Source organism: uncultured Campylobacter sp. (genome assembly GCF_937980635.1).
Taxonomy (GTDB): Bacteria; Campylobacterota; Campylobacteria; order Campylobacterales; family Campylobacteraceae; genus Campylobacter_B.
The window spans coordinates 74,564-99,135 of the sequence record NZ_CALJPG010000016.1 but is presented as its reverse complement, the minus strand read 5'-3'; the positions used below and the strand labels follow the sequence as shown (position 1 = coordinate 99,135).

Sequence of the window (24,572 nt, the reverse complement as noted above, 5' to 3'; positions counted from 1 at the left end):
CGCGCCCTTGGCAGCGAGGATTACGCAGAGATTATGCGCGCCTTTATCGCGGCTTTTGGCAGGCAGCCCGCAGCGATCATGGGGCACAGCTTCGGCGGCAAGATCGCCGCGTTGCTGGCTCCGCGCAATCTCATACTGCTAAGCAGCGCCGGTATCATCGAACCCAAGCCCTTTGCGGTGTGCGCTAAAATCGCGATTTTTAAAATTTTAAAAAGACTTGGATTGGCGGGGCTTTGGCGCGCGTTTGCGAGCAAGGATGCCGCAGGTATGAGCAAGACGATGTATGAGACGCTAAAAAATGTCGTAAATGAGGACTTTCGCGATATTTTTTCCGCGCTAAGCCCGCAAAATGCGCTCATTTTTTGGGGCAAGGACGATCGCGCCACTAGCCTAAAAAGCGGCGAGCTGATCCACTCGCTCGTTAAAAATAGCAAATTTTATCCGCTGGCGGGGGATCACTTTTTCTTTTTGCAGAGCGCGGATTTTATCGGCGAGCAGATTGAAAAGGAGCTTAGCGGCAGCTAAATTTAAAGATTCGGCGCCGCGCTAAATTTAAAACAAAACGTGATTTGGTGTAAATTTTAAAATTTAGCCGCGAAATTTTAGCGGCGCACCGCGAAAATCGCGCTTTAGATGCAAAAAACAGATCGCGCGAAAAGCGGGGTGGCAGCTAGTGCATTTTAAAAAGCATTTCAATGCGGCGCTTTAGTGCAGTTCGCCCGCGTTTTAAAATTTTACAATCTGTTTGCGCCAAAGACCCCAAACCGAAGCGTAAATTTAGATTACAAAGTCGCGAGCACGCAGCACATATTTAAAATTTAGCGGCGTAAAATCAGCTCTTTGGGCGCGTAGTATAAAACGCAAAGCTCAAATTGCGGCGTGCCGCGTTAAATTTTAAAATTTTACGCCGTAGCGGATCGTTTCCTCTCTGTGTTTGCGGCAGCCGTACAATAGACGACAAAACCGCATGCGTGCACCGCAAGGCGAGTAATTAAATTTAGTCGCATAACCGCGTCATGTATTTACCGCGACATAAGGCCTATGTGCCGCAAATAATGCAAATCATCGCGCGAGATAGGGCGCAATGTCGCAAAATACGCAGCGTGCGAAAATTTCAGATCGCGAAAGATAGATACGGCGTGGTATCGAGAACGCAGACGGCGCGCAGCAGTGTAAATTTATCTAGCGCGGCTCGCGCAGCCTTCGCGAGAGCGTGAATTTACGAGCTAGCGAAGTTTGCAAAAATAGAATTTGCAAAGCGAGAATTCGTAAAAGTTGCAAATGAAGTCTAATGCCGGTTAGTCCGAGCTCACCGCGTTTTTGCCCGCACAGGCTCGCAAAACAGGCGCCTAAACTTATAAAAAGGAATTTTAAAAGATGAATATAATATTTTTGATCGCGCACGCGGCATTCGTCCTACTGCTGGGCTTTTATCTGATCACCTGCCTGCAGTGGTTTTTGTACAAGCCCGCGCGCATCATCTTTCACTTCACCAAGCCCGCGTGGCACCTTTATTTTTTGATTTTGCCGCTGGCGGCGTATTTTGGCTGCGAGATTGCGGCAAGCTCAGGCGCGGCTAAATTCGGAGCCGCGTCCCTCTATGCCTTGCACGCCGCTAAAATTCTAATCGTCGCGGTCTATGCGCTAGCGCTTTATTTTTGGCAAAGAGGGCTTGATAAAAAGCTTGTCTTTACGCCGCGCGTGAAGCGATTTTTTGCGATTTTGGCGGTTTGTGTGTTTAGCTTTAACGCCGCGTTTTATGCCGTGGGAGGCCCGATTTTGCCGATATTTTTACCGCTTGGCGCGGGCCTTGCGGCGAGTTTTGCTTATGAGCGGGCGCAGGCTGCGAAATTTAAGGCTGCCGCACGCAAAAAACTAGCCCAGATGCCCTCTCTTACGATCATTCAGATCACCGCGAGCTACGGCAAGACGAGCATTAAAAACTTCTTGTATCAAATTTTAAAAAATGACTTTCGCTGCTACAAGACGCCGCGCTCGGTAAACACGCTAGCAGGGCTAGTGCGCGACGTAAACGAGGCGCTACCCGCAGATACGCAGATATACATCGCCGAAGCAGGCGCCAGGCTAAGCGGCGATATCGCCGAAATCACCGAGTTTTTGGCGCCGCAGATCGTCGTCGTGGGCGAGATCGGCGCGCAACACATCGAGTATTTTAAAAGCATCGAAAACATCCGCAAAACCAAGCTCGAAGCGCTCACAAGCGCGCGGCTAAAGCATGCGTTTTTGCACAGCTCCACGCAAAAAAGCGCGGACGAGCGCGTCACAATCTACAACGAGGGACTAAAAATCCACGGCGCGGATCTGGACGGAATAAAATTTAGCCTTTGCTTAAGCGATGATGAAAGCGGTGCTAGCGGCGAGAATTCCACGCCGCATGCAGAAACATCCGCCGCAAGTGGCGAAGGGCAGGGCGATTTGAGCCTAGATGCAGTCAGTGCGGCATGCGCGGAAAAAGACAAAAATTCTAAAAATTACGGCGCCGATTTTAACGATACAAATTCCGTATCCTGCGCCGAACAAAGTGAGCAAGAATTTTACGAACAAGCCGCCCGTGCCGCTAACGACGATAAAATTTGCAGCGACAAAGAGCGGGGCACGCAAGAGGCCGCAAACGAGTGTAAAATTTCAAACGGGCGTAGCGAACAAGGAAAGAGACATGAGTTTTTCGCGCCGATTTTGGGTAAATTTAACGCCGCAAATCTCGCTGCGTGCATAAAGATCGCGCGATTTTTAGGGCTTAGCGCAGATAAGATCAAAAGTCGCGTCGCGCACGTCGGCGCCGTCGAGCACCGCCTCGCGCGGCTCAATGCGGGCGGCAAGATCATCATCGACGATAGCTTCAACGGCAATCTAAGCGGCATGCTGCAAAGCTACGAGCTGATGCGAAGCTACGGCGGGCGCAAGGTCATCATCACGCCGGGCATCGTCGAGAGTACGCGCGAGGACAACGAGACGTTAGGCGCTAAGATCGATGAAATTTTTGATCTCGCGATCATTACGGGCGAACTAAATTCCGAGGTGCTGCAAAGCAGGATCGACCCCGCAAAGACTATCGTTTTGAAAGATAAGCGCGATTTGCAGCGGGTTTTGAGCGAAAATACGCACAGCGGCGATCTGATTTTATTTTCAAACGACGCGCCGAGCTTTATTTAAGCGGCTTTAGCGGCACGGCTTGCTTTGCCTGACGCCATACGGCACGATTTGGCAGTCGTGTTTTTTGAGCAAAAGACTTTGAGCGAGTGGGGCGGGCAATTTATAAAGTGGCGCGACCCAATAGGCGATTAGTTTAAGCATGTGGCGCGATCTGTTTAAATAGATAACCCATGCGGTGAAATTTTGGCGCGCCGAGATCAGCTCGCGTGCAGGGGTTGGTAAAATCCGCAATCAAAATTTAAAGGAAAGCTATGGATTTACGAGAAAAGATGCTAGGGCAGCTACGAGCGCTAAGCGAGGAGAAGTTTGCACAATTTTCGCAGCGCCTAATACCCGCGCCGCAGATTTTGGGCGTGCGCACTCCCGCACTGCGCGCACTTGCTCACAAAAGCCTCGCCGCTTTGGGCGGGGCGGACGAGCTGCAAAATTACGAGCCCATTTTTCACGAGGAGTTCGTGCTAAAAGGCTTTTTCATCATGCTTTTAAAGCAGGATGAGGCGAAATTTACCCTTGCGAGCAGTTTTATCAAAACGATGCCTAATTGGGCGGTTTGCGATATGTTCGCTCCGAAATTCAGGGGCGCCGCTTTCGCGGACGCGCTGCTAAAGCAGGCTAAGGGCGGCGCGGACGAGTTTGAGAGGCGATTTTTCTACGTTTATTTTATGCAAAATATGAGCGCGATCTCGCCCGAGGAATTTTTTGAAATTTGCGCCGCCGAAAGCGACGAGCGGTACTATGTGCAGATGGGCGCAGCGTGGGCGATAGCCGAGATGTTTATCAAACAGCGCGAGATCACGCTTGCGTTTTTGGAGAGCAAGCGGGCGGTTAAATTTATCCAAAACAAGGCGATATCGAAGATCCGCGATAGCTTTCGCGTAAGCAAGGCCGAAAAAGACGCGCTTTTGAAATATAAAATTAACCGCAGCGAAAGGCGGCGGAGGTAGTTAAAATTTCAGTTGCGCGCGGGGCTTGTCAACCAAAATCGCGAGCTTTAAAATGTAAATTTAAGGAGAGAAAATGTTTAGCAAGGAATTTTTAGAAATTTTAAATTATGAATGCGCCGTGGGTATCGCTACCTGCGCGCACGGCGAGGCTCATATCAGCAACACGTGGAACAGATATCTAGTCATTAAAGGTGATCGCATCCTCATCCCAGCTGCGGGCATGAAAAAGACGCAAAGCAACGTGGAGGCAAATCCAAACGTCGAGCTTAGCGTCGCTACAAAGGAGCTAGCAGGCAGGTTCGGCGCAGGGCGCGGCTTTGTAGTGAAGGGCACGGCGCGCTTTATTGATAGTGGCGCGGAGTTTGAAGAAACGAAGGCGAAATTTCCGTTTGCTACGAGGCTACTTGAAATCACGGCTAGTAGTGTAAAACAGGTGTTGTAAGCCAAGCAACGCGCAGTTTGGGTGGAATTTACGGATAAAATTCCCGATGAAATTCCGTCGCGAGCTTTACGATGAAATTTTGCCGTGAAATTTTATCGGTAGAATTTTAAAGTTAGTAAAATTTTATCGACGAAATTTCGCTTCGCCGCGAAATTTTAAAGCGGGCGAAATTTTAAAGTTAATAAAATTTCAAAGCCTGCAAAATTTCGAAGTTTGCAAGATCCATAAATCTCGCTCAAATTTTTAGAACGTAAATTTACGTATTGAAAGGAAAAGTATGAAACGATTAGAGGGCAAAACAGCCGTAATCACTGGCGGAAGCGACGGCATAGGGCTTGGCATAGCAAAGTGTTTCGCCAAAGAGGGCGCAAATTTGATCCTGCTCGGCAGAAGCGAGGAGAAATTAAAAATCGCGCAGGAGGCATTGGGCGGTTACGGCGTGAAAGCTTACGCGATAGAGGCGGATTTGGCGCAAAGCAAAACGATAAAAGACCTTTGCGAGCGCATTTTAGCGCAATCTCCTAAGATAGATATCCTAGTAAATAACGCCGGGTTGGGAAAATTCGTACCGTTTGAGGCGACCGACGAAGCGTTACTGGATGCCCATCTAAACCTAAACGTCAAAGCGCCATATCTGCTTACTCAGGGGCTTTTGGGCGCGCTTGCGGCTAGCAAGGGCTGCGTGATCAATATCTCGTCGTATTTTGCGAACCGAATGCTCGTGGGGCGCACCACGACGGCGTATTCGATTACCAAAGGCGCGCTAAATTCTTTCACCAAATCGCTTGCCTTTGAGGTCGGCAAACTCGGCATTCGCGTCAATGCCATAGCGCCCGGAAGCGTGCTGACGCCGCAGTTTGAGCGAAATTTAAGCGCGCTTAGCCCGCAGGGACGCGAGGCGTTTGAGCAAATGGTACAAAATATCTATCCGCTTGGCAAAATCGGCAGCGCGCAGGACATCGGCGATGCGGCGGTGTTTTTGGCGTCGGATGCGGCGAAGTGGGTCAGCGGCGCGATATTTGCGATAGACGGTGGGCTTACGACGAATTAGCCGCGGGCGGGCGAAATTTTGGGCGCGGGTTTTGAAATATAAAATTTTACAGAGGCAAATTCCGCCGCGAGAAATTTTACTTCGTAGAATTCGCAGCGGCAAATTTACAATGAAAATTTAGCCGCGTAGAATTTTACGGCGACGAATACTGCTCGCGAAATTCCGCCGTGGCGAAAGCGCAAAATTCTGCAAGCCGTGCGAATTACAACGCAAATTTTAAAATTTTCATTGTAAAATTTTGCGGTGCGTCGGCTCGGAATTTTACGCCGTGAAATTTCGCGCCGTAAAATTTCAGGTCGCGGCGAAACGGCACCTGCGGGGCTAAATTTAAAAAAGCGGCGCCGGCAGCTGGTTTGAGATAATTAGAAATTAAACAAGATTGGAGAGGGTTTGAGGGTTTTGTTTCTGGCATTTTTGTCGGTGTTTTTGCTCTCTTGCGCGGCGCTATTTAGCTCGTGCGCGGCTCCGCTTGCGCCCGCTGGCAACGCGCTTAGCGTGTATGACATCTACTCCGTAGCGCGCGACCGCCGCAGCGTCAGCGAGGTCGCTAGCGACAAGCTCATCCAGACTAAAATTCAAAGCAAAATTCTATTTACCAAAGGCCTTAGTAGCTGGGATTTGGAGGTCGAGTGCTTCTACGGCGAGGTCTATCTCATCGGACTGCTTGAGAGCGAGGCGATGCGCGAGCCGCTGCTTGCTTTGGCTCGGCAAACCGAAGGCGTGCGGCGCGTGCATACCTATCTGCGCGTTAAAAAGCCCGAATATCCGTGCAATTCGTTTGAAATTTTTACAAATTTAAAGAAAAATCTCTTTTCCGATACCGACGTTTCGGGCACTGCGGTGCGCGTGGCGATTGTGGGCTGCGACGTGGTATTTAGCGGCGTAGTAACGGACATCGAGCACGAAAAGCACGCGATCTGGTACGCGACGCACGCGCCCGGAGTTCAGGACGTGTATTCGTTCCTGCGCGTGGTGAAGGAGTAGGGCTCTGTTAAATTTGATCGGCAGGTGGTGGCACGTTAAAATTTAACAGCTTGCGGCGAGTTAAATTAAAAGATACGCTCGGTTTGTTTGAGCTTGCTTGCGCAGCGCCCGCATGCATGAAATTAAAATTTTATCGGCGTGCAAGATAGCGGGGAATTTTAAAATTTGGCTCACAAGCGCGAGCATTAAGTAAATTTAAAGCCGCCTCAGACGATAATTTCGCAGATGAAATTTACGCCGTAAGCGCCCACCGTATTAAAACGCTAGGTGCCTTAAAAGGCGTGCCGTATTTAAAGAGCGGCTAAATTAGAGGCGACGCGAGCGGGCAAATTTAAAGCGTTGCGTTTTTAAAAGCGCTAAATTTAAAGTGAGCTGCCGAGCTAAATTTAAACGTCGCAACGCGTGCATTGCGAGTGAAAATGAGCTAAATTTAAAGCGAGCCGCCGTTATCGGCAAAATTTTAGCGCCACGGCGCTGGAGTTCGCACCAAAACAGATAATTAAAATGCCCAAGAGGGCGCAAAATTTAGTAAATTTAAGGAGAGAAAATGAGCCAAAGCCAAAAATGTACGCACCAAACCGCGTGCGAGCTGCCTAACGTGAGGCTGATCAAGCACCCGCTGATCGAGCATAAGCTCACGATCCTGCGCGATCGGGGGACCGATCCGTTTCAGTTCCGCATGCTCGTCGATGAGATCAGCTACCTGATGATGTTCGAAGCGACGCGCGATCTGGCGCTGCGGGAGGTGAGCGTGCACACGCCCGTGGCGCAAACCAGTGCGTATAAGCTCGCCACAAAGATCATGATCTGCCCGATTTTGCGCGCCGCACTGGGGATGCTGGATAGCGTATTTAAGCTCATGCCGGACGCTAGCGTGGGATTTTTGGGCTTTCAGCGCGATGAAAAGACCGCGCAGGCGGAGTTTTTCTACGCCAAGCTGCCCACAGACGCCACGGAGCGCACCGCAATCATCATCGATCCGATGTTTGCGACCGGCGGTACGGCGATCGATGCGGTTAAATTTCTGCTGAAAAACGGCGTCAAAAAGATCAAATTTATCTCCATCATCGCAGCGCCCGAGGGGCTTCATAGATTTAGCGAGATCTACCCGCAGGTCGAGGTTTTTACCGCAGCGATCGACGAGAGATTAAACGAGCAAAAATATATCGTGCCCGGACTTGGAGACGCGGGAGATAGGGTGTTTAATACGATGTAAATTACGCGGCGAAGGACTTTGTGTTGCGTTAAATTTGCGCGATAGTATTTTATGCGGCGATAAATTGATCGGCAGTAAACTTTACCGGCAATGGAATTTTACGCGATGCGAAATCTATTTATAAATATGCGGGTTGCCACCACTCGGAATTTTGCGCTGTAATAAATTTAGTAGGGCGCGTATTTTTTACAGCGCGCGCAATACGTAGTGAAATTTTAAATTTCGCAGCGCCGTAAATTTGAAGCGCTTTAAAATTTTAACTCGTCGTGGAATTTGCGGCATTTTTGGAATTTGTTAAATAAAATTTGAGCTCCGCGATGTATAGAACACGGCGGCGGAGCGTAATCGAAATTTCAAATTTTAGCCCGCCGCAAAATATCGTCGTAGCGCCCGCATCGCAAAAATTTACAAATCGCAAAATTTACAAAATCATGCAGCGAAATTCTTGCCATAATAATCCGTCAAAGAGGCCTGGGCGGCGCACCAGGCGTACGCGAGGAGTAAAATTCTTACCCAAACGATCCGCCCGCGCTAAAATAAAATTTCAAATTTAGCGAGCAAAATTTGCTTACTTCACCAGCCCCGCTTCCCTTAAAAAGCAGCTCGGCTCGTAGCTAACTTTTCTGATCTTATCAAATTTCGCGTAGCTTAGCACCAGCTCGTCGCGCGCTCTGGTAACCGCCACGTAAAATAATCGCCGCTCCTCCTCCAGGCTGCCGCCCATCGCCATTAGCTTAAGGTTCGGGAAGCGGTTTTGCGCCAGATCGATGAGATAGACACTGCAAAACTCAAGCCCCTTGCTTGCGTGCACGCTGAGCAGATTTACCCCCTCGCCCTCGCTCATCTCCTTTGCGCCCAGAGTTATGAAATTATAAAAGCTCTGCGGATCCGCGTATTTACCGGCGATCTGCTCTAAAATGCCGCATTTATCGTAGATGCGGGAGATCTCATCCTTTTTGCGCTCATCGTCTATCTTGCCGTTTTTTAGCGTCGCGCGCTTTGTCGCGATGAAATCCGCCACAAGCGCGAAAAGGCGCGAGCCTTTGATCTGCGAGATGAGCGTGGCAGACCTTGCAGCTGAGCCGCTTTTTTTAAAAATTTTATAAATTTCGTGCAAAAATACGGCGCCGCCCTCGGTGATTTTATTGTGTTTTAGCACTGGATGCGAGCGAAAAAACTCGTCAAATTCTAAAGCCTCAAAGCGCGATACCGAGCCGATTATATCCACATCGTCAAAGAGCCCGAGCTGGTAGTTTTTCCTCTTTTTTTCAAAAATTTTAACGCTCTCGTCGGGACGCAAAAGCCCTGCGTGGATGCTTCCGTGTCCAAGCGCGATTAGTGCGTCGAAAAGCTCCTTGCTTAGCGCGCTGCCGACGCCTCTTGCGTATTCGCACGTGCTCATAAATGCCATCATATCTTTTGGATTTATTATCATCGCGAAGATATCCGTAAAGGCCTTGATCTCGCGGCTTTCAAAAAAGCTCACGCCGCCTTTTCGCTTCGCGCCGATACCGAGCTCCTTAAGCGCAACCTCGATGCCGTCGGCGCTGGAGTTGTTGCGAAAGATGACGGCGATCTTTTCGCGCGGAGTGCCGCTTTGCGCGATCTGTGCGGCTACGTGGGCGTATTGTGCCGCCGTATCGTCGTAAACATGCAGCCTAGGCGCGCTAAATTTTCCCTCGCGCCCCACGATCAGCTTCTTTTCGTAAAGGCGCGGATTGTTCGCGATGACGCGGTTTGCAAGCGCTAAAATCGCCGAGCTTGAGCGGTAGTTGATATTCAGCGCGTAAATTTTAGCATCCGCAAAGCGCTTGCCGAAGCTGCCGATGATGTCGATGTTTGCGCCGTTGAAAGCATAGATACTCTGATCGAAATCGCCGACGCAAAAAAGGCTTTTCGTCGCGAAGGCATCGATGAGGCTTCCTTGCAGCGAGTTAGTGTCCTGATACTCGTCCACTAAAATTTCATCAAACCGCAGCGGCGCGCCCTTTCGCAGCTCATGGCGCATTTTTAACAATACGTCGTTGAAATCGGCGTAGTTAAATTTCGCCTTTTCCTCCTCAAATTCGCGCAAAATATCTGCGTAAATTTCTGCAAATTCCGCCTGATCCTCGTAGTTTTTGCTAAACCACGTCGCAAAATCCGCGCTCATCTCCTTGTTTTGATACAGCGAGTACACGTCGTACAGATACGCCCCGCCGTAGGGGCGCGCGTCGCTTACGTGATAAAATTTACGCTTTTCTACGAGGCTTTTTAGCAGCGTCTTGAGCTCGGCAGGCTGCTTTAGGATCACGCCTTTGCCCAGCTCGCGAAGTAGGGCGTAGGATACGGCGTGGAAGGTGCCCGCGACGATTGCGGAGGTGATTTTTTTATCAAAATGCCGCTGCAGCCTCGCTACCATCTCGCTCGCGGCCTTGTTCGTAAAAGTAAGAAGCAAAATTTTTCTAGGGCTCGTGCCGAGATTTAGCAGATGAGCGATGCGCGCGACGATGGTGCTGGTTTTGCCTGTGCCTGCGCTTGCGATTACTAGATTGTGCCCAGTAGGAGCGGTTGCGGCGGCGTATTGTTCGGTATTGAGCTTAGCTAGAGCGTCCAAGATTATTCCTTTGCAAAAAGGCGCCATTATAGCCTAAAATCATTAAAATTCTTTGATATAATTGCGCGATGAAATTTCTAAAATTTACGTTAAAAATCGCGCTATTTTGCGCATTTGCATTCGCTCTGTTTTTGATCTTGGACGCGCTTTATCCGCTAAATTTGGATATGCTAAATAAGCAGAAGAGTAGAATTTTATATGACCGAAACGGCGAAATTTTAAATATGCAGATCAGCGACGATCAAATTTGGCGCTTTTACGCAGCTGCAGACGAGATACCGCCGCGGCTGAAACAAAGCGCGATCTACTTTGAAGACCGCTATTTTTACTACCATTTCGGCGTCAATCCAGCCTCGATCCTGCGCGCGGCTACGTATAATTTTACACAAAATTTTACTAAAAAAAGCGAGGGCAACGTCGAGCGCGTCGGAGCCTCCACGATCACGATGCAGGTCGCGCGTATGATGCGCCCCAAACAGCGCAGCTACAAGAACAAAATCATCGAAATTTTCAATGCCTTTCAGCTTGAGTGGCACTTCAGCAAGGATGAAATTTTAGGAATGTATTTCAACCTCGCCCCATATGGCGGCAATATCGAGGGGGTCAAAACGGCGGCGTATTTTTACTTCAAAAAAGACCTGCGCGAGCTTAGCAACGCTCAAATTGCGCTTCTTAGCGTGATTCCGAAAAACCCGAACAAAAACCGCCTGGACCGCAGATCAAACATCAACGCGCTTAAAAACCGCCTAATTTCGCAGCTGCGGCAGGGCGGCGTGATCTCCCAAAGCGAGTATGAGCGCGCTCTTGCGGAGCCATTTTCGCCCAGACGCTACGCAGCGCCCAATTATGCGCCGCATTACGCACTGCTAGCTTTTAGCAATTATAAAATGCAAAATTTTACTGCAAAAGATGACGCAAATTTCACTCAAAATTTTGATTCTAACAGTGCACCCGGCGGGGCAGCGGGGCAAGCAGGCTCGTCTGCACACAGAGCCGCGGCGGGGGCAGAGTCAAATTTTTCGGACGCGGCTGGTGCCGAAACAAATTTTACGGCTGCGGCGAAGGTTGGGGAGAATTTATCTAGCGCCACAAACACGCAGGCGGGAGTGAATTTGAAAGAAATGAATCCCAAAGAGGCGGATTTTAAAACGGATGCGCCAAAGAATTTAAATTTAGGCGGAACGATCTTAAATTTAAACGAGCGCGAAGTCGCAGAATCACAGATTGGCGCGAAACCGAATGAATCAAAAAGCGTAAAACCAAATAAACCAGAGGGCGCAAATTTGGATGAGTGGCGAGATTTAATTAATGCCACCCGCCCGTCGCAAAATACTCAAAGTCTAAATTTAAACGAGCAACGAGTAGCTGCGCGTTTGCCGCAAAATTTGCAGGCAGATGCAAACTCTGGCGAGCGGTTGCACGTAAATTTTATTGCGCAGACAAATTCCGCTTCAGGCGCTAGGGCACAGACTGATTCCGCTTCGGATGCCAAAATGCAGACGGCTTCTGCTGCAAGCGCCGAATCGCAGGCAAATTCCGCTCCCAACGCCAAGGTGTCGCAAAATTTCGCTTTAGCCGCCCAGGCGCAGATAAATTCCTATCCGAACGCCAAGACGCAGGAAAATTTCAAAAACTTTAAAGGGAGCTCGCAGCCTCAGGAGCAAACCGCGCGAGCGCAGGAGCTTGCGCGCCTTAGCGAGGGCAAAATTTATTCGAGCTTGGATCTGAAAACCCAAATCGCGCTTGAGGGCTTTTTGAAAAGCGAGATCCTCTCCCTTCGCGATAAGGGCGTTAGAAACGGCGCTGCGGTATTGATCGATAACGAAAGCATGAGCGTTATTGCTTACGTCGGCAGCCACGATTTAAGTGCCAATGAGGGGCAAAACGACGGCGTGCGCTCGCAAAAAAACGTAGGCTCTACGCTCAAGCCCTTCATCTACGCCAAGGCCCTGCAGCACGGGCTTATCACTCCTTCAAAAAAGCTGATTGACGCGCCGATAATCTTCGCGGGCTACGTGCCGCGTAACTACAACCAGGGCTTCATGGGCGCGGTGAGTGCGACTGATGCGCTAAGTCTGAGCCTGAATATCCCTGCGGTGAAGCTAAATTTGATGCTTGAGGGCGACGGGCTGTATGAGATGCTATCAAACGTGCATCTGGCGGAGTTTAACAAGGATTATTACGGCGCAGGTATCGCTCTGGGAAGCATTTCGATGAGCCTAATGGATCTTGCTCGCCTTTACAGCGCGTTTGCAAACGGCGGAAAGCTACGAAAGCTCGAAATAGCGGGCGCAAAGATCGGCGATGAGGCGCAAATTTTAACCCCGCAGAGCGCTTACATCGTAACACAGATGCTAAGAAACGCGCCGCGCTCCTACCTAGGCTCGGTGTGGCAAAACACCCTAAATGCGCCGCCTCTGATGTTTAAAACGGGCACGAGCGCCGATGCGCGCGATCTCTACACCGTCGCTCTGACGCCGAAATTTACCCTCGGCGTGTGGCTCGGCAACTTCGACGGCTCCAAGACCAGGGATCTTAGCGGCGGCGTAAGTGCCGCAAAAGTGGCGTTTAATATGTTTGCCTTCCTCGATAAATCGGGCATGCTAGGCGAAGTGGAGTTTGCGCGTCCCGCGGGCGTGAGCTTGCGGCGGGTATGCACCGACGCGTACCGCGAAAAGGAGTGTGCGCAAAGTGCCGATGATCTTACTATAGATGGGGTTGAGCCCAACGAGGAGTGCGAAATTTACGGCACGAGCGAGCTTTTTTATCTGCTAAAACACGGACTACTCGATCCGCAAAAGGTACGCGCAGGAAGGTGTGCGGCTAAATTTGCCGCCGTAAAGCCCGTGCTAAACGACATCAATGCCAAAACCTACGAGACCGGCGCGGACGGCTTTTTGCGGCTAAAGGTGCAGTGCACGGCGGTTTTCGGCGAGCGGGTATATATCAGGCTAAGCGGCGGTTCGCGGGAGTTTATAGCGCTAAATTCCACTGCGTTTACGGGGGAGAATTCCGCGAATTTGGATTCCAAGCATTCTAGCACGGCGCAGCAAGATAATTTAAAGCAAAATTTTGCAGAACAGAATTCTACAGTACAAAATTCTATGCGACAAAATTTAGCGCCACGGAATTTAAAATCACAAAATCTTACGAAGCAAAATTCTGTAGAATGGAATTTTATAGCTAAAAATCCAGCCACACGGAATTTGGCGTCGCAAAATTCTATCTTGCAGAATTCTACAGAGCAAAATTTTGCGCAGCAGAATTCGGAGGCTCAAAATTTCACAGCGAAAAATTTCACAGATCAAAATTCCTCGCAGCAAAATTTCGCGGCACGAGATTTTACCACGCAAAGCCTAGCGCCTGCAAATTCTAAAGTTAAAACGGGAGAATATTTTGCGCGCACTAACGGTGAGGCTTTTACGCTAAGTCTCGGAGCAGGGGATTTTGAGCTTGGCTGCTTGGATGAAAATGCAAATTTCGCTAAAGCAAATTTTAGAGTAAATGAAAGAAAATAAAAGGTTAATTTGTATATAATTTCGTAAAATTTTTGCAAAGGAATTTTATGAAGACAAAACTACTAAGCGCAGCGCTATTTTGCGCTTTGGCTAGCTTTGCCGCGGGCGTAGAGATCAAATACGCTAGCGGGGCTTACGAGATTAGCGGGGTGGACGGCAGTGGATTTAGCGTCACGCAAAAGCAGATCTTAAAATGCACTCCCAAAATCACAGGCACCTACGAAAGCGTGAGCGAGAGCTCAATCAGGCTCTATCCAAAGCCGATGCTTAGCGCCGGGGTTAATTATTCGTGCGAGGTGCGCGGGGTGCGCTTTGAGTTTGAGACAGAGCCTTTTAGCACCGAGCATATTGCGCTTCTGCGTCCGGGGTTAGTGGCAATCAAATTTAACGATGCGGTTAGCAAGGACGCGCTACAGCAAGCGACTAGAATTTACCGCGCGCAGAATTTAGCCCAAAACGACATATCCTATGAGCTTAGCTCGCACGATGATCGGAATTTTTTATTCAGCTTCGATCCTAAGGCGCAAAACGTCGTATTGCAAATAGAATCCCTCACCTCAAAAGCGGGCGCAAAGCTGCAAAATCCGGTGGAGCTGCGCACGGACGAGGAGCCTTTTAACGACAGCATTAACGCTTCAAATTTAAGCGGCGTGCAGATCCGCCCTGCGGCTCTAAAAGACGGCTCGCTCGCAGCTAGAGTGTGTTTTCCTAACTATATGGACGAGCTGTCTGCCAAATACATAAGGATCGCAGGCGTGAGTAAATTTAGCCTCACTCAGCCGCGATATTATTATTACGACGAAGATGAAGAGGGCGGCGAAAGCGACGATCCTTCATGCTACTACTATGCAGATATAGTTAGCGACGAGTTTATGCCGAATAAAAGCTACGAGATTAGGCTGCTAAAGGGCTTCGGAGATAGCTCATATATTTTGCGTGACGAGATAAAACAAAGCGTAAAAATGGGCGACAGGCTGCCTTTCGTAGCCTTTAGCGACGAGAAAAATTTTATCCCAAAATCCGCTTCGTTGGCATTTAAAAGCTCAAACGTAAATGAGGTTAAAATTTCGATTGCTAAAGTCCCTGAGCAAAATTTTAGGTATTTTTTAAACTTTGAAAGCAACGAAGATAGTGTAGGTGGGCTAGCTAGCGAGATCGCGGTTAAGAGCTTTGATATAGGAGGCGCTAAAAACGCCGTTGCGGAGCATAAAATCGCGATGGATTTTAAAGGCTACGAGGATGGAATTTATAAAATCACGGCGTTTTACAAAGTGGGCGAAAAGATGCAAGAGGTTTCGCGCGTAGCCTATCTTAGCGACATTACGGCTCAAGTGGTGCTACTTGAGCGCGGCGCACTGATTTATACTTCTAGGCTTAGTAATGGCGAGGAGCTAAGCAGGGCGAAGGTTAAAATTTACAGCGATAAAAACGAGCTAATCGTAGAGGATAAAACGGACGGAGATGGAATTTTAAGATTAGAAAATATGGAAATTCTAGCTAAAAACCCGCGCTCTATCGAGATTAGTAAAGGCGATGGGCATGCGTTCGTGCTATTTAATAATGCCGTAGCAAGCGTCGAGAAAACGATTACTTCAAAGCGTCCGTTCGTTTATCTCGCAAGCGAGCTAATAAGCCCGAACGAGCGGCTTTTAGGCACGATCGTGATGAAAAATCGCGATTTTAGCTCTTTAAAAAATACGCCGATTAAATTTAAAATTTACGATCCTAGCGGCACTGTGATCATCACGCGCGCGCAAAACACCGATGAGTTCGGCAGCGTTAAAATCGATGAGCTGATGGGTGAGAAAAGCGGCACTTACCGCCTGGATCTCATCTATGAGGACAAAATCATCGCTTCTAAAAGCTTCAGCGTAGAAAATTTCCTCCCAAACCGCATTAAAAATGAAATTCTCACTGCCAAAGACGAATATGGCGCAGATGAAATCATAACTTTAAAGCTAAGCTCAAACTATCTTGCAGGCGCGCCGGCCGGAGATTTAAAAGGCTCGCTGGAAGCAAACGCCTATGAAAAAGAGCTAAAAATTAAAGGCTACGAGGGCTTTTCGTTTCTAAACGATCGCTTAAAGAAAAAGGGCGCTACGCAGCTTCGCAGAGCAGAATTTACGCTAAGCTCCGCCGGTAAAAAGGAGCTTGCACTTTCGCCGGCAGCAGCTGATCTAAATGTCTCTAACGCCATAAATATTTTACTAAATTTCAGCGTAACCGAGGAGGGCAAAAACGTAAACGCATATCGCAGCCTGAGCTATCTGCCTTATGATCGTATCGTAGGAATTCGCGCGAGTAAGGATTTCATATCAAGCGGAGATAGCGTAAAATTCGGCTTTGCGCTGCTAGATTCCAAAACCAAAACCGACGTCAAAGGCAAGATCGACGTTGAAATTTACCGCGACGATTTTACTTACGTTTATGACGGCAACAGATACGTCGAACAAGAAAGCTTTAATCTCGTAAGCGCCGTTAGCACCGATGCGCGCGAGTTTGAGTATAAATTCCAAAACGGCGGCAATTACCTAATCGTCGCAAACGATTACTCAAGCGGCGCAAGTGCTGGCGTGCGCGTGGATGTAAGCGGCTGGGGATATTATGGACGGGTAAACGCTAAAGACGTTCAAAGCGCTAAAATCAAACTCGCAAGCGACAAGGTTAAAGCCGGAGATAAAATTAAAGGCGTCATCAATTCTCCGGTAGAAAGCGGCATGCTAAATATCTCGCTCGTAGGCGAGCAGGTTTACGACTATAAAATTCTATCCATCAAAGGCGGTAGCGCGGAATTTGAGCTCAGCGTGCCGGAGAATTTCGTCGGCGGGCACATCAACGCTGTAATCGCGCGCGCCGCGACACCCGCTGCGATGCCGCTTAGAGCCTATGCAAACGTGCCAGTGGCGCTAGATGCGAGCTCGCACAAGGCTGGCGTGCAAATTTTAGCCGAGAAAAGCTACAAAAACGGGCAAAACGCGCAGATCAGCGTAAAAAGCGAGCCAAATTCAAAAGTCATACTCTATGCAGTCGATCTTGGAATTTTAGATATCATCTCACAAGAGGAGCTCGATGCATTTAAGGCGTTTGACGTTAGCGCTTATTTTGCGCTGCGATACTTTGACATTTACGACGATCTTAGCGTGTATCAAACTACTGCAAAAGAGCTAAGCTTCGGCGGAGACGGCGTGATGGCGAAAGCTAAACGAAATTTAAGCCCGGTCGAAAATAAAAAGCAGAAAAAATTTATCAAAATGCTAATCGCAAAAGCGGATGCAAACGGCGAGGCGAAATTTGAGCTTGCGATGCCGAAAAATTTTAACTCCACGATCCGTCTAAGTGCCATGGTTATCGGAGAGGCGGCTACGATTGGCTCTGCAAACGTCGAAGCCAAGGTCCGAGACGACGTGATCATAAAGCCTGCTGATCTAACCTACATGGTACGCGGCGATGAAATTTCTGTGCCGCTAACGCTCATCAACACCACCGACAAAGAGCAAAAGGCGGTCTTAAAAATCAGCTCATCTCCTTCGGTAGCTATAAGCGGCGGCGAGGCAAATTTCACGCTTAAACCGCTGGAGGTCAAGCACACGAACTTCACCGCGAGCGCGCTTGATATCGCGGATGCAAATATTAAATTTGATCTTGACGCAAATGGGCAAAAATTTAGCAACGATGTGGAATTTGACATAATCAGCCAGTTTCCGCGCTCGAAGCTATTTCACGTAAGCTATGGCGATAAGCCAGTAACGCTCAAAATCGATCCGAGCTATAAAGAAATTTATACTCACATCAGCGCTACGCCTAATGCTTTTAGCCTAGCAGACGAGCTATATCTCTATCCTTACGGCTGCACCGAACAGCTTGCTTCAAGAATGATAGCGGTTGATTATGTCGCACGCAAAGACTCCAATAAAACCTTAACCAACCGCGTAAACGAGTATGCAAGTAGAATTTTATCTCGCCTAAAACCTAACGGCGATTTTGGATACTGGAGTGCTCACGGCGTTACTAACTACTACGCTTCGATTTACGCAAGCGACGTTTTACTAGAGCTTGACGCGCGCTATAAATTCCTTAGCAATAAGCAAAAATCGCTAATTTTTAGCGCGCTAAAATCAAGCTACAAAGATCAGGATACGCTCCGCATATACGCGGATTTCGTGCTAGATCAATATGGCAAACTGGATGATGATGAGATAAATTTCGTTTACGACAACGATCTTTATAAAGACTCGCCGATGGCTAGTATCGCCTTGGCTGCGATACTTAAGAAGCACAATATGACGACTGAGTTTGAATTTATGCTCGAAAAAATAGATGAGGCGAATTACGATTACGCTGATAACGGAGCAGGTTTAACATTTGCTAGCGACATAAGAGATGCTGCCTTTAAGCTCTACGCATTCGGCAAGGCTGGCATAAAAGATGATAGCACGGCTCGCACGGTCGATGCGATCATTCGCGATCTAAAAAATATAAACAACACGCAGGAGCGAGCAAGCGTAATACGCGGATTTGATGCATATTTTAAGGACTCGAAAAAAGAAGCCCATTTTGCATTAAAATACGACGGCGAGGCGAAAAATTTCAATTCGCCGCTAGATACCAAACTGGCGGTCAAAGACGGCGCGATAGAATTTACGCCGATGAGCGGCAATGGCGAGCTATTTTTTACCGCTCTTGGCTTTGGATATGAAAGCGCGCCTTTAAAGCATGAGGCTTTGAGCATACAGAGCCTAAACGCCCATTCTATAGATAGCAAAAGGATTGAAATTTACCGTGAATTTATAGATGCTCGCGGCAACATAGTCGATCTAAATAGGCTTAAAGTGGGGCAGAAAATTTACTCTAAGATCAGCTGGCGAGCGAATTATTATCTTTATAATTTCGTAATCGACGAGGCGATGCCTAGCTGCTTTGAAGCGGTCAATGAGCGCCTAGGCTCGGCTGCGCAGGCTAGAGTCGAGGGCATGCAAGATAGCGTGGCACTAGAGCACACGGAGTATCTGTATGATAGAGTGCTTCGCTTCCCAAAAAGCGGCTATTTCTATTATGATCCGCGAGATGGAGAGAATAGCAGCGGCGTCATCTATACTCCGATAAACGTGATTATGGCGGGTTCGTGCGCGCTGCCTGCGATCTCTATTGAGGATATGCAATACGAGCAGGTAAATAACTACGATCTGCAAACGCTTAAATTTAAAGTCGCTCGCTAAGGCGTAGCGATTTTAAAGCTCGGCACGGATTTTGCATTTATTGCGATTTTCGCGCCGAGCGCGCTTTTGTGTTCACAAGCATTTTGCAAACGAATGCCTGATAAAATTTTAAAATTTCAATCCCGCCCGTCAGCCGAATTTCAAAATTTTATATCAACGCCCATATTTTATAGCTTTTTACTATCTATTTATAACGTTATTCTATTTGACTTACCTTTAAATTCGAGTTATCATTTCTTTTAAATATACACTTTCAATTAAAGGAGTTGCAAATGCAAGATGTATCAAGACGTAGTTTTTTAAAGATTAGCGCAGTGGGTGCGGGGGCACTTGCGCTGGGGGCTAGCAGTGCGACTGCAGCGCAAAACGCCAAGGACGTAAAATTCGACGAGGAATACGACATCGTCATCATCGGTACCGGTTTTGCGGGACTTGCCGCGGCGATTAAAGCTAGCGGGCGCGGTAAAAAGGTGCTGGTGCTTGAAAAGATGGGTCGCGCGGGCGGAAATTCCGTCATCAACGGCGGAAATATGGCTGCTCCGATGAATAAATTTCAAGTAGCGCAGGGCATCAAGGATAGCAAGGAGCTTTTTATCGCCGATGCCGTAAAAGACGGGCTTGGGCTCAATCACACTGATCTTTTGGGCGTGATGTTTGATCGCGCAAACGACGCCGTGGATCTTTTAACTAGCTGCGGAGCGGAATTTAGTGATAAGCTGATCTTTGAGAGCGGCCATAGCGTCGCAAGAAGCTTGCAATCGACCAACGGCTCGGGCTCAGGCTACATCCAGCCGATGATGGGTAAACTTCAAAACGATCCTAACGTCACGATCAAGACCCGCACGAAATTTGACGATTTCATCGTGGGTGACAGCGGCCGCGTCGTGGGCATAGAAGCGCGCGAGGAGTATAAATTTGATCCGAAACTCTTTAGCGACGATCTGGAAAACAAAAGCGGCGAGAAAAAGAGCTATAAAGCCAAAGACGGCGTTTTGCTGGCTTCGGGCGGATACGGACGCGATCTATGGTACCGCCAGATCCAAGATCCGCGCGTAGTGCCTAGCATAGACAGCACCAACCATCCGGGAAGCTCGGCGGGAGCGATGCTTGCGGCAAATAGAATCGGCGCATTTACCCTTTTAACGTCATGGATTCAGTTCCTTCCGTATTGCTCGCCCGACGAAAAGGGCTTCGGCGCTGCAGTAAATTTCACCAACCACTGCTGCAACACCTACGGTCTAACCGTCGATCCAAAGACGGGCAAGCGCTTTATGGATGAGCACGCAGGGCGCAAGATCAAGGCGGACGCCTGCTTTAAGGTCATCGGCGAGAGCGAGAAAAACGATAACTATCCGGTAAACGTCTGCGACTCTCAAGCCGTCGCCGCGCGTAACCCGGTCTATACTTCAAGGCCTTTAGAAGCGGGCGTCGTGAAGAAATTCGATACGCTAGAGGAGCTTGCGAAGGCTTATAACTTGCCGCTGGAGCCGTTTTTAAAGACCGTCGCGGATTATAACTCTTACGTCAAAGCGGGCAAAGACCCCGAATTCGGCAAAGTGGTAGATAAGCTAGACGGCATCGACGTTTCCAAGCCGCCGTTTTACGCAAGCCGCACGATGCCGAAGGTGCACCACACGATGGGCGGACTTGAGATCAACACCAAAGCTCAGGTAATCTCGAGCCTTACTCACGAGCCGATCCCAGGGCTTTGGGCTGCGGGCGAGGTAACCGGCGGCGTGCACGGCGCGAGCAGGCTCGGAACCTACGCGATCCTTGATTGTATGGTTTTCGGAATGATCGCTGGCGAGAGCATCGGAGCGTAAATTTAGCGCTTACAAAATTTCGGCGCAAAGCGGTTGTCAACGCGCGCTTTATTAAATTTCGGCGCAAAGTAGCGGTACGTGCTTTGCGCCGAAATACTGTGCGAGTCTTTAAAATTTCAAGGTAGAGCCGCAAAGCGTGCCGCAGCATTTCAAAGCGTTTTAAAATTTAAAGCGCTTAAAATTCTGCCGCACGAGTTTTAAATTTGAATACCGCGCACTTTAAAATTTTATATCGGCAGTAAAATTTCGCAACGGCGGCGAGCAAATCCGTGCGCCGTAAATTTTAAAATTTACGCCTAGACTTCGGCTATCGGAGCGGAATTTATTCGCTTTAAATTTGCACTTTTAAAATTTCTTTTCTAAATTTTTAAAATTCTATCACTAAGTCTTTACGTTAAATTTTAAATTTCGCTACGTGGGTGTATAATCTATAAAATTTCAACGCAAGGAGCAAAAAATGCAAGAAATTTCAAGACGAAATTTTATTAAAATTGGCGCGGTGGGAGCCCTAGCTTTGGCTGCAAGCAGTGCGAGTGCAACGCAAAACGCCAAAGACGTAAAATTTGACGAAGAATATGACGTTGTTGTTATCGGTAGCGGTTTTGCAGGCTCGATGGCGACACTTCAGGCTCTTAAGCGCGGCAAAAAGGTGCTTATGATCGAAAAGATGGGCCGTGCGGGCGGCAATTCCGTCATTAACGCCGGCAATATGGCGGTGCCAAATAACGAATTCCAAAAAGCTGCGGGCATCACGGATAGCAAAGAGGCTTTCATTGCAGATTGCCTAAAAGACGGGCTAAATTTAAATCACGTAGATTTGCTAGGCGTCATCTACGACCGCGCAGGCGATGCTTTTGAATACCTAAAAAGCATCGGAGTGGAGTTTTCGGGCAAGGTGATATCTGCCAGTGGACACTCGCTAAAGCGCGCCGTACAGGCCAAAAATGCTAGCGGCTCGGGCTACATCCAGCCGATGCATAAGGCGATCGAGGAAAATGCAAATGCTGTAATTAAGAAGCGTACTAAATTTGATGATTTTGTCGTAGATGACAGCGGTCGCGTCGTAGGCGTGAAGTGTCGCGAAGAATATAAGTTCGATCCGTAGCTTGCTAGCGATGATAGGGAAAACAAAAGTGGCGAAGTAAAATTTTTTAAAGCCAAAGATGGCGTCGTTCTGGCTGCGGGTGGATACAGCTCAGATAAATGGTTTCGCGCGCAGCAGGTGCCGTATCTAAAAGACAATATCGAAACCGTAAGCCAACCTGGTGCTACCGCAGGTGCACTTATCGCGGCGATGAAGCTAGGTGCGAATCCTTTGCAACTCAGCTGGATTCAACTAAATCCTTATACCAATCCTAGCGAGAAGGGATTTGGTACTTCTGCGCTATTTTCAAATCACTGCGCTAACGACTATGGTCTAACCGTCGATCCAAAGACGGGCAAACGCTTTATGAACGAGCACGCCGGGCGCAAGATCAAAACCGAAGCGATCTTTAAATGCATGGCGGAGAGCGAAAATAACGACAACTACCCCGTAAATATCTGCGATCAAGCCGCAGTTGATGCAAATAATCCGGTCTATACGTCAAAAGGCGTAGAAGCAGGCTCAATCAAAAAATTTAATACCTTGGAAGAGCTTGCAAAATTTTATAAAATTCCGCTGGAGCCGTTTTTAAAAACCGTCGCGGATTTTAACGGCTATGTCAAAGCAGGAAGCGACCCGGAGTTTGGCAAGCCTTTGACAAAAGCCGATGTAGGCGGTATCGACGTATCAAAAGCTCCATTTTATGCGTGCCAAACAAGCCCAAAAATTCTTTACTGCATGGGCGGCGTGCAGATCAATACCAAAGCCCAGGTTATTGACGCGGCTATCGGCGAGCCGATCGCAGGGCTATATGCAGCGGGCGAAATCACCGGTGGCGTTCACGGCGCAAGTAGGCTCGGTACTATGAGCATGGCTGATTGTATGGTTTTTGGCATGGTGGCGGCAGAAAATATCTGAATTTAGGGTGCGACGGCATATTTAAATTTCGCTGTCGCGTCTAAATTTTAAAATTTTATGCAAAAGAAACGTAAAATTCTATTCGTTCGATAAGGGTTAAATTTCACCGAAATTCACATAGTTTGGGGGGCGGGCATGATAGCGATCTATTTTAGCGCCACGGGCAACACGAAGCACTGCGTGGATAGGCTTATCGCTCATCTTGGCGGCGTTTGCGTCTCGATCGAGAGCAAGGCTTGCAATGAGCTTTTAAAGCACCACAATGACGTCATTTTGGCATATCCCGTCTATTTTAGCGACCTGCCGCGTATCGTGCGCGACTTCCTCTACCGAAACGGCGCGAGCTTTAGCGGCAAAAACGTATTCATCCTCGCTACGATGGAGATTTTCAGCGGCGACGGGGCAGGGTGCGCGGCTAGAGTTTTAAAACAATTCGGCGCAAACATAACGGGCGGCGCTCATATCAAAATGCCCGCGTTCATCCTCGATGTGGCGATTTTTAGCTACTCGCAAGCGAAAAACGAGCGCATAATCAAAGAGGCGGACGCTAAAGTCAGACGCGTTGCGGAGGCGCTTATCGCAGGCCGTCCGCCGCAAGAGGGGCTAGGTGCGCTTTGTCGTATCGCAGGGTTTTTAGGACAGCGGCTTTGGATGAAAATTTGGGACAAAAGCCCCTTTGCTAAGCGCAGGCCGAGCCTCGATCCATCGCGATGCAGCGGCTGCGGGGCTTGCGTCAAACCCTGCCCGATGCGTAACATAAAGCTCGCTTGCAAAAAGGCGCAATTCGGCGATGAGTGCACGCTTTGCTACAGGTGCGTAAATATATGCGAGCACAAGGCGATTACGATCCTAGGCAGGGCGAAAAATTTAGAAAAGTCCATCGCCGCAGACTTATGAGGGCGAGCTCATACCTCGCAAGTTCGCAATCAAATACATGAAAACGGGCGAGGAAATTTTACTTTTTAACAGCGCTTCGCACGGCTAAGGTGCGATATTTTGCAACGAATATGGCGCAAAAAAGTAACTCGCCGCGAGCTAGTAAAATTTAACCTACCGCCGTGCAAGATCCTCGTAAAATTTGGCTACAGCACTCGCTACGGATACGAGACCGACGAGCGCGGTAGGGTCATACTAATAAACGGCGGGCGAGGTAAGGCAAACGGCTATATCGCCGTAAGCTGCAAGAGAGAGGCGGGCAAAAAGAGAAATTTCGCTTATGTAAGCGGCCTTAAATCTCAGTCCGTCTTTTTTGCTCCGTATTTAAATTTTTACTCGGTCGCTAGATACTCCTAAATTTAAATTCTCTAGAGCCGAATGTGGCGTCTTAGAATTTTAGCAAAGGTTTATTTTGCAATACTGCGCCGTGAAATTTCAGCGAAGGCTTATTTTACCGCATATCTCAAAATTCTTAAATTACCCGCGCCGGCCTACTTAAGCTCTAAAGCGCTTGCCTTATTAATTCGCCCAAGGGCAAAATGCCGCGCCTTGCCTTATTAATTCGCCGTGGAATTTCGCGGTAAAACTAAATTTTAAAATTTGGCCCATTTAATTTGGCCCATTTAAATTTAAAAGCGCACGACTATCGCAAAAATCATCCGATATTATT

At 48.5% G+C, this 24,572-nt stretch carries 12 protein-coding genes and 3 pseudogenes; 14 read left to right on the top strand and 1 reads right to left on the bottom strand.

Annotated features, from left to right (window positions below; all coding sequences use genetic code 11):
* The 7 genes from Q0460_RS03530 to upp all read left to right on the top strand — a co-directional run.
* On the top strand, positions 1 to 525 hold a 525-nt coding region (locus Q0460_RS03530), incomplete at its 5' end, for an alpha/beta fold hydrolase (RefSeq protein WP_299084943.1).
* Positions 526 to 1,377: 852 nt separating this feature from the next.
* A complete protein-coding gene (locus Q0460_RS03525; RefSeq protein WP_299084940.1) occupies positions 1,378 to 3,174 on the top strand; it encodes a Mur ligase family protein in 1,797 nt (598 codons plus the stop codon).
* Positions 3,175 to 3,425: 251 nt separating this feature from the next.
* Positions 3,426 to 4,118, top strand: coding sequence for a DNA alkylation repair protein (locus Q0460_RS03520; RefSeq protein ID WP_299084937.1), 693 nt, complete (start codon positions 3,426 to 3,428; stop codon positions 4,116 to 4,118).
* Between the two features lie 73 nt (positions 4,119 to 4,191).
* The gene (locus Q0460_RS03515; RefSeq protein ID WP_005870391.1) at positions 4,192 to 4,560 is read left to right on the top strand and encodes a pyridoxamine 5'-phosphate oxidase family protein; all 369 of its coding nucleotides are present in this window, start codon (positions 4,192 to 4,194) and stop codon (positions 4,558 to 4,560) included.
* Positions 4,561 to 4,837: 277 nt separating this feature from the next.
* The gene (locus Q0460_RS03510; protein ID WP_299084935.1) at positions 4,838 to 5,611 is read left to right on the top strand and encodes an SDR family oxidoreductase; all 774 of its coding nucleotides are present in this window, start codon (positions 4,838 to 4,840) and stop codon (positions 5,609 to 5,611) included.
* Between the two features lie 390 nt (positions 5,612 to 6,001).
* On the top strand, positions 6,002 to 6,595 hold the full coding sequence (locus Q0460_RS03505; protein ID WP_297961645.1) for a BON domain-containing protein: 594 nt from the start codon (positions 6,002 to 6,004) through the stop codon (positions 6,593 to 6,595).
* A gap of 589 nt (positions 6,596 to 7,184) precedes the next feature.
* Positions 7,185 to 7,811: a uracil phosphoribosyltransferase gene (gene upp, locus Q0460_RS03500; protein WP_299084952.1), complete on the top strand. Its 627-nt coding sequence runs from the start codon at positions 7,185 to 7,187 to the stop codon at positions 7,809 to 7,811.
* A 568-nt stretch (positions 7,812 to 8,379) separates the two neighbouring features.
* Here upp and Q0460_RS03495 read toward each other — a convergent pair.
* The gene (locus Q0460_RS03495) at positions 8,380 to 10,434 is read right to left on the bottom strand and encodes an ATP-dependent helicase (protein ID WP_299084931.1); all 2,055 of its coding nucleotides are present in this window, start codon (positions 10,432 to 10,434) and stop codon (positions 8,380 to 8,382) included.
* Between the two features lie 41 nt (positions 10,435 to 10,475).
* Between Q0460_RS03495 and Q0460_RS03490 the strand changes: the two are divergent.
* The 7 genes and pseudogenes from Q0460_RS03490 to Q0460_RS03465 form a co-directional block, all read left to right on the top strand.
* Positions 10,476 to 12,836: pseudogene (locus Q0460_RS03490) on the top strand (transglycosylase domain-containing protein); the annotation flags it as partial.
* 854 nt (positions 12,837 to 13,690) lie between these two features.
* Positions 13,691 to 13,783: pseudogene (locus Q0460_RS10610) on the top strand (hypothetical protein); the annotation flags it as partial.
* 189 nt (positions 13,784 to 13,972) lie between these two features.
* The gene (locus Q0460_RS03485; protein ID WP_299084924.1) at positions 13,973 to 19,141 is read left to right on the top strand and encodes an alpha-2-macroglobulin family protein; all 5,169 of its coding nucleotides are present in this window, start codon (positions 13,973 to 13,975) and stop codon (positions 19,139 to 19,141) included.
* A gap of 272 nt (positions 19,142 to 19,413) precedes the next feature.
* Entirely contained in the window at positions 19,414 to 20,964 is a 1,551-nt protein-coding gene (locus Q0460_RS03480; protein WP_299084921.1) for a flavocytochrome c, read from the top strand.
* A gap of 457 nt (positions 20,965 to 21,421) precedes the next feature.
* Positions 21,422 to 22,966: pseudogene (locus Q0460_RS03475) on the top strand (flavocytochrome c).
* Positions 22,967 to 23,101: 135 nt separating this feature from the next.
* Entirely contained in the window at positions 23,102 to 23,863 is a 762-nt protein-coding gene (locus tag Q0460_RS03470; RefSeq protein WP_299084918.1) for an EFR1 family ferrodoxin, read from the top strand.
* 99 nt (positions 23,864 to 23,962) lie between these two features.
* Positions 23,963 to 24,259: a hypothetical protein gene (locus Q0460_RS03465; protein WP_299084915.1), complete on the top strand. Its 297-nt coding sequence runs from the start codon at positions 23,963 to 23,965 to the stop codon at positions 24,257 to 24,259.
* The last annotated feature ends 313 nt before the right edge of the window (positions 24,260 to 24,572 follow it).